Here is a 13,162-nt window from a genome sequence, read left to right on the forward strand (position 1 = left end):
ATAGAATTAGTGCTGCGTCTGCGGCTGAGGGGCCTGCACAGCTGGCGCAGCCGGTGCATTTGTTGCCGCCGCAGGAGCAGGCTGTGCAGGGGCAGATACAGGCGCAACAGGAGCCTGAGCCAGAATATCATGACCAGCCCCGCTCACTGCACCGCGGTTGAGGACGGCCAGCACAAGAGATAGGAGCATGAATAAACCAGCAAGAACCGCTGTACTCCGGGTCAGCAGGTTTGCAGTCCCACGTCCGGACATGAAAGCACCCATGCCCTGCCCACCGCTGCCAATACCCAAGCCACCACCTTCACTCCGCTGAATAAGCACAGTGCCTATAAGGGCTACGGTTACACAAAAATGCAGAATCAGCAGGGCTGTGGTCATGTCTTCTTCCGGGTAAGATACTAATTTCAGGCAGCAGATGCTGCACTGATAATGGACAAGAACGCTTCAGCTTTCAGGCTGGCGCCACCAACAAGCGCTCCTGCTACATCCGCAATCGACAGAATGGAAGCCGCATTCTTGTCATTAACAGAGCCACCATACAGAATTTTGATAGTTTTTCCAGCCTCGCCAAACTGACGGACAAGCTCTTCCCGCAGGAATGTCATGGTTTCCGCAATTTCTTCGGTGGTTGCAGCACGCCCTGTGCCGATGGCCCAGATGGGCTCGTACGCGAGAATACCAGAAAAACCGTCAGGCAAGGAGCCTTTGATCTGCCAACCAAGCGTATCAAAATGATCACCACTTTCGCGCTGATCTTCCGTTTCCCCAACACAGACAATGGGGGTTAAACCAGCTTTTGCAGCCGCAACGGCTTTTTCCCGCACGGTCTCATCCAACTCACCATGCTCCTGACGACGTTCAGAATGCCCGAGAATGACGTGTGATACGCCAAGATCGGTCAGCATGGCGGGGGAAATGTCACCCGTATGTGCTCCGGAAACGTCTTTGTGGCAGTCCTGAGCACCCAAACCGATAGGCGACGGTTCCAGAGCGGAAGCCAGTAGAGCAAGCTGCGTGAAGGGCGGGCAGATTACCACCTCTGGCCCGTCCGCTATCACTTTACCAAGGAGAGCCTGCACAAGCGCCTGCGAATCACGGGTTGTGCCGTTCATCTTCCAGTTACCGACGATGATTTGTCTGCTCATGTCTGTCTTCCTTATTGTGAACTACGCAGCGGCGTTGTTGCACAGGGTGCCCGCCACCTGAGGGGTGAGATAGCCTTAACCATACAGTTGCACTTCGAGGCAAGTAGGATACGAGTTTAACGAGCCTTACCGTTCTTACGACTGGTCAAGCGCTCTCTGGCCGCTTATGGTGCCGCGTTCACGGCATGCCGTGATATGCTGTTCTGTCTCCCATCGGATCCTGCGTTCATGATTTCCTATCTTCGTCACGTTTTTGTTGATTCCTGGTTAGGCCGGGTTATCGCCATCGTCCTGTTTCTCGCATTTATTGGATGGGGCATTGGTGATGTCGTGAACTATATGGGAACAGAGACGGACGTTGTGGCAAAAGTCGGCAACGGACGTATTGGTTCTGATGATCTTGCGCAGGCCATACAATCCGAGTTGCCTAACATGGCAAAACAGATGGGCGTATCAGACGCGTCACAGCTTCCGCCTGCGTTGCGGAAGCAGGTTGCCTATCAGGTATTACAACGCCTGATTGGACAGGAAGAGGTGCTTGAGGCAGCGCATCGCCTCGGCATCAGTGTGCCTGATTCAGCCGTGCGGGATGAGGTGTTCTCACTCCCTTATTTTAAAGGGCCCACTGGGCAATTTGACCGCACTATCCTCAATGCGCGCCTGCGTGAGCGGGGTATGAACGAGCAGCATTTCCTGACATTGATCCGCGATGATCTAACATCGCGCACAGTTTTACAGCCTGTTGCACAAGGCGGCACATCCTCAGCACTCATGGCACGCCGTCTTTCCGCTTTTGGTTTGCAAACGCGGGTTGTTGATCTGGTACGTGTTCCGTTTTCCGAACAAGCTACACCCCCCACCCCGAGCGATGCAGTCCTGCAACGTTACTATGCAAACCATCCCTGGATGTTCCAGGCTCCCGAATTTCGTCACGCCCGTATTGTCGTTCTCTCTCCAGCAACGGCAGCCCAGACGATTACCGTCGATGATAAAGATTTAAAGCGCGTGTACGACGAGGAATCGTCACGTTACAACGTGCCTGAAACACGCGATGTGCAGGTTGTAACCCTCCCTGACGAGGAAGCCGCGCGCAAGACGGCTGCCCTGTGGCAGGGTGGTGCGGACTGGAATGCCGTGCAGGCTGCATCCAAAGGCGGAGCCTCTGTGGACATGCCAGGAACACGGGCTTCCGGGATCCCGTCAGAAATTCTCAGCAAGGCTGTTTTCGCAGCACCTCTAACCCAGGTTCAGGGGCCTGTAAAAACCGAGGCTGGATGGACTGTTTTCCGTGTCAACAAGATTACGGCACCAAGCACCACGCCATTTGAGGTCGCCAAACAAGATATTCTGCAACAATATCGCACAGCCAAAGCTCCATCCATTGTCGCTGAACGAAGCCGCCAATTGCAGGATGCCATTGCCGGCAGCGGTCTAGACTCCATTCCCGCTGACATTGGTGCGGTTGCAGCCGCAGGCACCATGGATGCCAACGGCAACACGCAAGACAAGGAACCGGCCCCCCTTCCTGCATCAGGCAAGCTGCGCGAGGCTCTCCTTCAAAAGGTCTTTTCCCTTCCAAAAGGTAATCAGCCCAACCTGATCGAAGGCCCGGACAATAGCTGGTTTGCCGTGCAGGTAGACGCCATTACACCAGCAGCGCCCCGCAGCTTTGAGCTTGCGAAAGCTGATGTTCTTGCCGCTTGGCAGGCAGAAGCCCGCAAACATGCTGCGGACCTACGCGCTACGGCCATTTATACGGCAGCAAAAGACCATGGTGGAATTGCCCAGACAGCGAGTGCAGCACAAAGCGTTAAGGATCTTTCATTCTCGCGCAGCGCTCCCAATAAAAACATTCCTTCCGAGCTGATGGGCTATCTGCCACAAATGCAAGCCGGTCAGTCGGTTATGGCGCAGGACGACACCTCTTTCCTCATCGCCACAGTGACCAAGGTTTATACGCCCGATCCATTGGCTGACCCGGTTGCATTTCAGCGGGTGAGAGACGCTTTGACGCAATCTGAGGGGGATGACTTGGTTGCCTCTTACGTCGATGCACTTGCCAAGCGCTTTCCTCCCAAAATTACCGAACGCGCTGTTACGGCCACGCTGAGTTCCCTTGGGTTTGACGGGACATCTTCTCCATGAGCCTGAACACACACCTGCAAGCCTCTCCCTCTCTTCAGGACGTTGAAAAACGCTGGAGCGAAGGGCAGGGAAGTGTTGTCTTTTCTGTTGAACCAGCCGATCTGCTGACACCGGTTTCCGCCTACATGCGGTTGCGTCATTTTGATAGCACCACACATAAACACACTCTCCTTCTGGAAAGTGTAGAGGGTGGTGTCTCCCGTGGCCGCTATTCTGTTATTGCTCTCAAGCCTGACCTTGTCTGGACCTGCCATGCAGGGGACGTAACGCTTGATCGGGCTCCTGATGAGCCTGGGGGGGCACCCCAAAAGCAACATGATCCGGCTCTTGCCTCGCTCCGCGCACTGGTTCAGGAAAGTAAGTTAGACCTTCCTGCGGGCCTGCCCCCCATGATTGCCGGGTTATTTGGCTATCTGGGTTATGACATGGTGCGGCAGATGGAACATCTGCCTCATGCCCCGGTAGATGACCTCAATTTACCTGAAGCCATTCTTATTCGGCCCGGACTTTTTGCGGTTTTTGACACGGTGAGTGATGAGCTCATTCTGGCTGCACCTATTCGCCCAACGCCTCACCAGACCGCAAAAACGGCGTGGGACAACGCACAGGCACTTCTTACCCAAGCCAAGACGTGCCTGAGTGCCGGGTTGCCTTTGGACCGTTCGCTAGCCGTAATTGGCGAATTTCAGGAACCGCACTCTACCTTCACAAAAGCTGAATTTTGTCAGACCGTTGAGAAAATACAGGACTATATTGCGGCAGGGGATGCGTTTCAGGTTGTCCCGAGCCAAAGGTTCTCTACCGCGTTCCCACTGCCATCCCTTTCTCTCTACCGCAGCCTACGCCGGATTAATCCGGCACCATTTCTATTCCACCTAGATTTCGGAACCTTTTCCCTCGTCGGCTCCTCACCGGAAATTCTTGTCCGGGTCCGAGATGGTAAAATGACCGTACGGCCCCTTGCTGGCACACGGCCGCGAGGCAAAAGCCCTGAAGAAGATTTGAAACTTGAGCAGGATTTGCTCAGCGACCAAAAAGAGCTTGCTGAACATCTCATGCTGATTGATCTCGGCCGCAACGATGTTGGGCGCGTGTGCGAAGCTGGTAGCGTGAAGGTCACGGAGCGCTTCGTTATTGAACGCTTCAGCCACGTCATGCACATCTCTTCCAATGTGGAAGGCACAGTACGAGCCGATGTTGACGTGCTAGATGCACTTGTTGCCGCTTTCCCAGCGGGGACCTTAACCGGCGCACCTAAAATCAGGGCTATGGAAATTATTGATGAGTTTGAACGAACCCGTCGGGCGACCTACGCTGGCTGCATAGGGTATTTTGGAGCTGACGGAGATATGGATACATGTATCGGGCTCCGTATGGCCGTTGTTAAAGATGGTATGATGCATGTGCAGGCGGGCTGCGGCGTTGTGGCGGATAGCGTGCCAGAAGCTGAGTATGAGGAGACACGGCAGAAGGCGCGCGCCGTTTTCCGCGCCGCAGAACATGCACTCACCCAAACTCAGCATGGCTGGTGACTGCCTTATAGCACCTGATATTTGACGCAACGGCAACACAAGGCCATCATACTGCAATGATCCTTCTGATCGACAACTACGATAGTTTTACATTCAACCTGGTGCATTACCTGGGTGAACTCGGGGAAAGCTGTCAGGTCCATCGTAATGACAGCTTAACTGTCGAAGAGGCTCTTGCCTTAACCCCAGATGCCATTGTTCTCTCACCGGGGCCATGCTCACCTAACGAAGCTGGCATCTGCTGTGATCTTATTAAACAGGCTGCCGGTCTGATACCCGTTTTTGGCGTCTGTCTTGGGCATCAGGCTATTGGGCAGGTGTTCGGGGCTGACGTGGTTCGTGCTCCTATACCTATGCATGGCAAGATAAGCCCGGTCTTCCATAATGGGTCTGGTGTTTTTGAGGGGCTTCCTAACCCTTTTAAGGCAACACGCTATCACAGCCTGACGCTTGCCCCTGACAGTATTCCTGACATTCTGGAAGTCACTGCCTGGACAGAAGACGGTGTGATCATGGGGGTACGCCATAAGGAATATCCCATATCTGGCGTGCAATTCCATCCCGAGAGCATTGCCTCAGAATACGGGCATGACATTTTGCGTAATTTTTTGACCCATGCGCAGGAATGGGTTGCCAAAAAGCCGCAGCCTTAAGCATGTCTAATTATTCTCTTCCTAAAAATGCCCTCTCACCAGATGAGGTGTTTTTATCGCTGCTGAATAAGCTATGCCTTGGCCAGCGATTAAATACCCATGAGATCGAGCAGGCTTTTGGCATCATTGTAGAAGGTGGTGTTTCTCCTGAACGCATCGCCGCGTTTCTCGCGGCCATGCGCGTGCAGGGGGAAGGGCAGGCCGAACTACTGGGAGCTGTGCGAGCCTTGCGCGCTCGCATGATTTCGCTGCCCACCGTGCCACCCGACACCATAGATGTCTGCGGCACAGGCGGGGATAATTACGGCACGCTCAACATTTCCACAGCTACTGCGTTTGTTCTGGCAGCTTTGGGCATTCCAGTTGCCAAGCACGGCAACCGTGCCGTGTCGTCGCGCACCGGTGCCTCAGACGTTCTGGCTGCACTGGGAATTGAACCGCTGGACAATTTGGAAGCCCTTTCCAACCAGCTGACACAGCACCATCTCACCTTTCTGGCGGCTCCCCATCACCACCCCGCCATGCGGCACGCCGCGCCGGTAAGAAAAGCCCTCGGTATCCGGACACTCTTCAACTTAGTTGGCCCGCTTGTTAATCCGGCATCTGTCCAACGTCAGCTTGTGGGTGTTTTTTCCGCTGAGTGGCTCGACAATATTGTGGACGTCTTGAGCCTTCTGGGATCACACACAGTCTGGGCTGTGTGTGGTCAACCGGAAGGGGAGTGTCAGGGTATTGACGAAATAACGCTGGCAGGCCCGACACAGGTGGTTGCGCTGGATCAGGGACAGAAATATCATTTCACCCTGACCCCGGAAATGGCTGGTTTACGGCAGGCTCCCATTTCTGACATTAAGGGCGATGACGCGACCTATAATGCGCAAGCGCTTTTAGCCCTTCTAAACGGTGCTTCCGGCGCGTATCGTGATACCGTCGTATTGAATGCCGCATGCGCACTGCATGTTGCTGGCCGCACCAAACTTTTGACTGACGGGAAAATTGACACCACAGCTCTTAAGGAGAGTGTGTCCTACGTCAGCCGACCTCTTGATGATGGCTCTGCCTTGGCAGTCCTAACCAGTTTGCGTACATCTTCTGCCTCTACGCATGCTCCAAACGTGACAGGATGACCATGAACGAAACACCCTCTTCATCCACTACAGGCGTATCTGACGTTGAAGCGTGCATTCGTGCGGAAGAGTTGCCCGATGTGCTTTCTCGTATCTGCGCCCGCACCCGGATTGAAGTTGAGCACCGTTCAACTCTTCTTCCGTTAAAGGAGATTACGGCCAGAGCCCAGGAAAGTAAGGATGCGCCCCGTGGGTTTGGTCGTGCGCTCAAGGAAAAGGCCGCTGACCGCTCCATTGGCCTGATAGCAGAAATAAAGAAAGCCTCTCCTTCAGCAGGCATCCTGCAAGAGCACTATGACCCGGCAAAAATAGCTCAGGCCTACGAACATGCTGGAGCGGCCTGCCTTTCTGTTCTGACCGAAAGCTCCTGCTTTCACGGACAGAACGAGGATCTTCAGACAGCTCGGGCCGCGTGCTCCTTGCCCGTGCTGCGCAAGGACTTCATCCTCGACCCGTGGCAGGTTTATGAAAGCCGGATGATTGGTGCGGATTGCATTCTTCTCATCATGAGTATCCTGCAAGACGAAGAAGCCCTTGAACTGGTTGATCATGCCAAGGGTCTGGAGATGGACGTTCTGGTTGAAGTTCATGATGAAGAGGAACTCAACAGAGCTCTGGCGCTCGACACGTTCCTGATCGGTATCAACAATCGTAATCTCAAAACTTTAAAAACAGACATTGCGACCACCCGTGAACTCGCCCCTCTGGTGCCGCCGGACCGTATTATTGTCTCGGAAAGTGGCATCAAAACTCACGCAGACGTCATGAGCTTGGCCGAAATTGGAGCCACTGGTTTTCTGGTTGGGGAATCGCTCCTGCGGCAACCAGACCCAGGACAGGCGGTACGGGCGCTTCTCGGCTCTTCCTGATATGAGCATATCTTCCCGGCTGACGCATCTTAACGATGCGGGACATGCACATATGGTGGATGTCTCGGGCAAACCGAGCACCAAGCGGCGCGCAACAGCAAAAGGTAGCATTTACATGCTGCCAGCAACGCTGGAGATGATTGTCTCTGGCACAGCACCAAAAGGTGATGTGCTGGCAACTGCGCGGATAGCGGCCATTATGGCAGCAAAAAAGACCGCAGATATCATACCTTTATGCCACCCACTGGCCCTCAGCAGTGTTCAGGTTGATCTTTTGCCCATTGATAACGGGATTGAGATCAGCGTGACCGTTGTTACAACAGGGACAACCGGCGTAGAGATGGAGGCACTGACAGCGGTCTCGGCCGCAGCGCTTACGCTCTATGATATGTGCAAGGCGGTGGACCGTGGAATGCGTATTTCCGACATCCACCTTGAGCATAAAAGCGGGGGACAGTCTGGAGACTATGACGCCAAGTCATAGACAGTTGCACCCGATAAAAAACATGGCAGCCAAGCGGCTGGAGATGCAGCATGTCGTTCTGGTTTTAAGAGACTTCCTGAATTTTTTGCACTTCTGACTATAAAAAAGGAAACAGCCGATGCAGGCGGGTAAAGACGATATTCAGAAAACTGGGGGGAATGGGCCATCCCTGACCCGCGAGCAGTTTACCCAAGCATTTCATGACATGTTGCTTATCCGCCGTTTCGAAGAAAAAGCCGGGCAGCTTTACGGCATGGGGCTGATTGGTGGCTTCTGCCATCTTTACATTGGTCAGGAAGCCGTTGTTGTCGGTATTCAGATGGCACTGAAAGACGGTGACAAGCTTATCACCTCTTACCGTGACCATGGGCAAATGCTGGCTGCTGGCATGACCCCCAGAGGTGTCATGGCTGAACTAACAGGTCGCGCCACCGGCTATTCCCGCGGGAAGGGTGGCTCCATGCACATGTTCTCCCGCGAAAAGAATTTTTACGGTGGGCATGGTATTGTTGGGGCGCAGGTTGCTTTAGGCATTGGTCTGGCGTTCGCTAACAAATATCGCGGTACAGACGAAGTTTCGATTGCTTATTTTGGGGATGGCGCTGCTAACCAGGGTCAGGTTTACGAAAGCTTTAACCTTGCTGCTTTGCATAAGCTGCCCTGCATATTTGTTATCGAGAACAATTTGTACGGTATGGGCACGAGTGTAGAGCGTGCTTCTGCCTCGCACGAAATGTGGCGCAATGGTGAGCCGTGGGGCATTCCCGGCCGACGCGTTGACGGTATGGATATTGCAACCGTGAACGAAGCTGCTGTTGAAGCCGTCGCCCACTGCCGTGCAGGCAAAGGCCCTTATTTGCTGGAAATGATGACATACCGTTACCGCGGCCACTCCATGTCTGACCCGGCAAAATACCGTAAACGTGAAGAAGTGGACGAAATCCGCAAGACGCGTGACCCTATTGAGCACGTCCGTCAGATTCTGTTGGATGCCGGGACCACACAAGAAGACCTGAAAGCCATCGAAAACGACATTAAAGCTGTTGTTAATGATTCTGCTGAATTCGCGCAGACAAGCCCCGAGCCTGACGCTGCCGAACTCTACACTGACGTTCTGCTAGAGGCTTGATAACTCATGGCTACTGATATTTTAATGCCCGCTCTTTCTCCCACCATGACCGAAGGCACAATCGCCCGGTGGTTGAAGAAAGAAGGGGATGCTATCTCCAGTGGTGATGTCCTTGCAGAAATTGAGACTGACAAAGCCACAATGGAAGTTGAAGCTGTTGAGGAAGGTATTCTCGGCCGCATTCTTGTGCCAGAAGGCGCACAGAACATAGCGGTGAATACTCCCATTGCTATTTTGGTCAGCGAAGGGGAAGAAGTCCCTGAAAAATCCGCGGCTGCACCGCAGGCTGCACCCGCACATCAGACGGATGATGCACCGGTGGCCTCCCCGGTCAGTGCGTCTGCTGCACCTCGTGCTTTAAGCACTCCAGAACCTGAAAAGGACTGGGGCCCCACCGCTGAAATTACTGTGCGTGAAGCCCTCAATCAGGCCATGGCGGCCGAGTTGCGTCGTGACCCAGATGTCTTTCTTCTGGGTGAAGAAGTTGCGCAGTATCAGGGCGCTTACAAGGTTTCCCAAGGCTTGCTGGCCGAGTTTGGTGAAAAGCGTGTCATAGACATGCCCATTACCGAACACGGCTTTACCGGCATGGCTGTTGGCGCGGCATTGACCGGCCTTAAACCCATTGTCGAGTTCATGACCATGAACTTCTCAATGCAGGCGATTGACCATATCATCAACTCAGCAGCTAAAACGCTTTACATGTCAGGCGGTCAGATGGGGTGCCCCATCGTGTTCCGTGGGCCTAATGGCGCAGCCGCACGTGTAGGCGCGCAACATTCACAGTGTTACGGAAGCTGGTATGCACATGTACCGGGACTAAAGGTTGTAGCACCGTGGTCATCCGCGGATGCAAAAGGTCTACTCCGGGCTTCAATTCGCGATCCGAACCCCGTCGTCTTTCTGGAAAACGAAATTCTCTACGGTCGGAAGTTTGAGTGCCCAACCGACGAAGACTTCATTCTCCCGATTGGTAAAGCCAAAGTGGAGCGGGAAGGGGCTCATGTTACCATCGTAACATTCTCCATCATGGTCGGTGTTGCGCTTCAGGCGGCTGAAGAACTGGCACAGCAAGGGATTGAAGCGGAAGTTATCAACCTGCGTACGCTGCGCCCGCTTGATACCGCCACCGTTGTTGAAAGCGTGAAGAAGACCAGCCGTCTCGTTACGGTTGAAGAAGGCTGGCCCTTTGCCGGCATTGGCGCGGAAGTGGCCATGCAGGTCATTGAACACGCGTTTGATTGGCTGGACGCACCCCCTGTGCGTATCGCAGGGGAAGATGTGCCTATGCCATTTGCCGCCAACCTTGAGAAACTCGCTTTGCCTCAGGCCAGCCACATTGTGGATGCCGTGCGCGGCATAGTGTGAGGGAACCATATCATGGCTACTGAAGTTCTTATGCCAGCTCTTTCCCCCACCATGACGGAAGGGGCAGTTGCACGCTGGCTCAAAAAGGAAGGGGATACCATTTCTGCCGGAGACGTTCTGGCAGAAATTGAAACCGACAAAGCCACCATGGAAGTGGAAGCGGTGGAAGAAGGTATTCTTGGCCGCATTCTGGTTCAGGAAGGTACACAAGGCGTTAGTGTAAATACGCCCATTGCCATCCTTGTAGAAGAAGGCGAGGCGGTGCCAGAGAGCGCGTCCACTGCTGCCCCTGTTAAAAAAGAACCTGAAGCGGCTGCCTCCGAACCAAAAGCAGCATCACAACCTCTTGCTGCCGCAACACCTCCCAAGAACAGGGTGTTTGCCTCTCCTTTGGCCAAACGTGTTGCGTCCCAGAAAAACATAGACCTCACTACGGTTAAAGGTAGCGGGCCCAACGGTCGTATCGTACGAAAAGACGTGGATGCCGCGGCCCAGAAGGGAGCACCTGTAAAAGGCCAGGAAACACCAGAAGCTCCACTTTCCTCTGGTGGCCATAAAATCGTTCCGCATTCTACAATGCGCAAGGTCATTGCAAAGCGACTGGCAGAGTCAAAAAGCACGGTTCCGCACTTCTATGTGTCTGTTGACGTAGAGTTGGACGCCCTGTTGGCGCTGCGGTCCCAGCTCAACGCCACATCTCCGGCAGAAGGGCCTGACACGTTCAAATTATCCGTGAATGACATGCTGGTAAAAGCTGCAGCAGTCGCTCTGAAGCGTATTCCCAGCGTAAATGCGTCGTTCACTGATGATGCCATGATCATGTATGATGATGTTGATATTTCCGTGGCTGTCTCCATTCCTGACGGGCTGATTACGCCTATTGTCAAACAGGCCGATAAAAAGAGCCTGAAGCAGATCAGTCAGGAAACTAAAGATCTGGTAAAACGGGCACGGGCTGGAAAACTGAAACCTGAAGAGTTTCAGGGAGGCACTTTCTCCATCTCCAACATGGGCATGTACGGTGTGAAAGATTTTTCTGCCATCATCAACCCGCCGCAGGCTGCCATCCTTGCTATTGCAGCAGGCCGTAAGCTGCCAGTGGTAAAAGGGAGTGAGATCGCTATAGCCACCGTCATGACCGTAACTCTATCGGTCGATCATCGTGTTGTGGATGGGTCTACCGCAGCAGAGTGGCTCTCCGCTTTCCGTTCTATCGTGGAATCCCCTTTAAGCCTCGTGATTTGAAGTTAGGAACACACCCATGAGTAAGACAGATTTTGATATTCTTGTCATAGGCGGTGGCCCTGGCGGATATGTCGCGGCATTGAGGGCTGCGCAGCTTGGGCTTTCAGTCGGTGTTGTAGAGGCTCAGCATCTTGGTGGCATTTGCCTTAACTGGGGCTGTATTCCCACAAAAGCCCTGCTGCGTGCTTCAGAAATCAACCACCTGCTGCATGATCTAGACACGTATGGCTTCAAAGCTGATGCGGTCAGCTTTGACTTCACCAAAATTGTGGGGCGCTCTCGTGCTGTTTCCAAACAGCTTGCGTCCGGTGTTGCGCACCTCCTCAAAAAGGCGAAAGTCCCCGTTTTTAACGGATATGGGAAGCTGGACGGCATTGGCCCGGAAGGTAAACGCAAAGTTAAACTCAGCCAAAAAGACAGTGCTGAGACAACCCTTACGGCTCGGCATGTTATTCTAGCAACAGGGGCGCGGGCCCGTGTGCTTCCCGGGCTTGAGCCTGATGGTAAGTTTGTTTGGTCTTACCGGGAAGCCTTGGTGCCGGATGAGTTACCCAAGCGGCTCCTCGTTATTGGCTCTGGAGCAATTGGCACTGAATTTGCGTCTTTCTACCGGAATATGGGATCAGACGTAACTCTTGTGGAAGTTGCGCCGCGCGTACTGCCAGTGGAAGACGAAGAAATCAGCGCGCTTGCCCAGAAATCTTTTGAAAAACAGGGCATGAAAGTTTTCACAAGCGCCAAGCTTGGCCCGCTTTCAAAAAATGCGACAGACGTGACGGTTACCGTGGAAGCTGGCGGTAAAACCCATAACATTACTGTAGACCGTGTTATCTCGGCTGTTGGTATTGTGGGGAACGTTGAAAATCTGGGGTTGGAAAACACCAAAATAACCGTCGATCGTACGCATATTGTAACTGATGCTTTGTGCCGTACGGGAGAGGCTGGCGTTTACGCCATTGGGGATGTGGCAGGCGCACCATGGCTCGCACACAAAGCCAGCCATGAAGCGGTGATGTGTGTGGAAGCTATTGCAGGCAAAACCGTACACCCTATTGATGCAACCAAAATTCCCGGTTGCACTTACTGTCGGCCGCAGGTTGCTTCTGTTGGCTACACAGAAGCACGCGCAAAGGAAGCCGGTTACAAAGTGCGTGTCGGGAAATTCCCGCTGATTGCCAATGGTAAGGCTTTGGCAATGGGAGAAACCGAGGGGCTGGTCAAAACGGTTTTTGATGCACAAACAGGCGAGCTACTCGGGGCGCACATGATTGGCGCAGAAGTGACCGAGATGATTCAGGGCTATGTCATTGCACGCTCCGGAGAACTGACCGAAGCGGAACTGACGGAAACCATTTTCCCGCATCCGACTATTTCTGAGTCGATGCATGAAGCGGTTTTGGCAGCCTATAGCGGGGCGCTGCATTTCTAGCAAAACTCTAGCCTAATATGGTCATCGCACGGGTGT

Annotated in this window: 12 protein-coding genes; 10 read left to right on the forward strand and 2 right to left on the reverse strand. The window is 53.6% G+C overall.

Going from position 1 to position 13,162, the window contains the following annotated elements:
* Window positions 1–6: 6 nt before the first annotated feature.
* Together secG and tpiA are read right to left on the reverse strand one after the other, a co-directional pair.
* Window positions 7–378: a preprotein translocase subunit SecG gene (gene secG / locus Abci_RS11020; protein ID WP_048839227.1), complete on the reverse strand. Its 372-nt coding sequence runs from the start codon at window positions 376–378 to the stop codon at window positions 7–9.
* Between the two features lie 26 nt (window positions 379–404).
* On the reverse strand, window positions 405–1,145 hold the full coding sequence (gene tpiA, locus Abci_RS11025; protein ID WP_048839228.1) for a triose-phosphate isomerase: 741 nt from the start codon (window positions 1,143–1,145) through the stop codon (window positions 405–407).
* A gap of 228 nt (window positions 1,146–1,373) precedes the next feature.
* Between tpiA and Abci_RS11030 the strand changes: the two genes are divergently transcribed.
* The 10 genes from Abci_RS11030 (at window position 1,374) to lpdA (ending at window position 13,126) form a co-directional block, all read left to right on the forward strand.
* Window positions 1,374–3,290, forward strand: coding sequence for a peptidyl-prolyl cis-trans isomerase (locus Abci_RS11030; protein ID WP_048839229.1), 1,917 nt, complete (start codon window positions 1,374–1,376; stop codon window positions 3,288–3,290).
* Window positions 3,287–4,822 carry an anthranilate synthase component I gene (gene trpE, locus Abci_RS11035; RefSeq protein WP_048839230.1) on the forward strand — a complete coding sequence of 512 codons (1,536 nt, stop codon included), beginning with the start codon at window positions 3,287–3,289 and terminating at the stop codon, window positions 4,820–4,822. Before Abci_RS11030 ends, trpE begins: the two co-directional genes overlap by 4 nt.
* Before the next feature lie 56 nt (window positions 4,823–4,878).
* On the forward strand, window positions 4,879–5,475 hold the full coding sequence (locus Abci_RS11040) for an anthranilate synthase component II (RefSeq protein WP_048839231.1): 597 nt from the start codon (window positions 4,879–4,881) through the stop codon (window positions 5,473–5,475).
* A 2-nt stretch (window positions 5,476–5,477) separates the two neighbouring features.
* The gene (trpD, locus tag Abci_RS11045) at window positions 5,478–6,602 is read left to right on the forward strand and encodes an anthranilate phosphoribosyltransferase (protein WP_048839232.1); all 1,125 of its coding nucleotides are present in this window, start codon (window positions 5,478–5,480) and stop codon (window positions 6,600–6,602) included.
* Between the two features lie 2 nt (window positions 6,603–6,604).
* Entirely contained in the window at window positions 6,605–7,471 is an 867-nt protein-coding gene (gene trpC, locus Abci_RS11050; RefSeq protein WP_048839233.1) for an indole-3-glycerol phosphate synthase TrpC, read from the forward strand.
* A gap of 1 nt (window position 7,472) precedes the next feature.
* Entirely contained in the window at window positions 7,473–7,955 is a 483-nt protein-coding gene (moaC, locus tag Abci_RS11055) for a cyclic pyranopterin monophosphate synthase MoaC (protein WP_048839234.1), read from the forward strand.
* Between the two features lie 118 nt (window positions 7,956–8,073).
* Window positions 8,074–9,084, forward strand: a complete 1,011-nt coding sequence (gene pdhA / locus Abci_RS11060; protein WP_048839235.1) for a pyruvate dehydrogenase (acetyl-transferring) E1 component subunit alpha — start codon at window positions 8,074–8,076, stop codon at window positions 9,082–9,084.
* 6 nt (window positions 9,085–9,090) lie between these two features.
* Entirely contained in the window at window positions 9,091–10,452 is a 1,362-nt protein-coding gene (locus Abci_RS11065) for a pyruvate dehydrogenase complex E1 component subunit beta (RefSeq protein ID WP_048839236.1), read from the forward strand.
* Between the two features lie 12 nt (window positions 10,453–10,464).
* Window positions 10,465–11,697, forward strand: coding sequence for a pyruvate dehydrogenase complex dihydrolipoamide acetyltransferase (locus tag Abci_RS11070; protein ID WP_048839237.1), 1,233 nt, complete (start codon window positions 10,465–10,467; stop codon window positions 11,695–11,697).
* A gap of 16 nt (window positions 11,698–11,713) precedes the next feature.
* Window positions 11,714–13,126 (forward strand): dihydrolipoyl dehydrogenase, encoded by a 1,413-nt coding sequence (gene lpdA / locus Abci_RS11075; RefSeq protein ID WP_048839238.1) that lies wholly within the window; start codon window positions 11,714–11,716, stop codon window positions 13,124–13,126.
* Window positions 13,127–13,162 lie beyond the last annotated feature (36 nt).

It is taken from the genome of Acetobacter cibinongensis (genome assembly GCF_000963925.1).
GTDB lineage: Bacteria > Pseudomonadota > Alphaproteobacteria > Acetobacterales > Acetobacteraceae > Acetobacter > Acetobacter cibinongensis.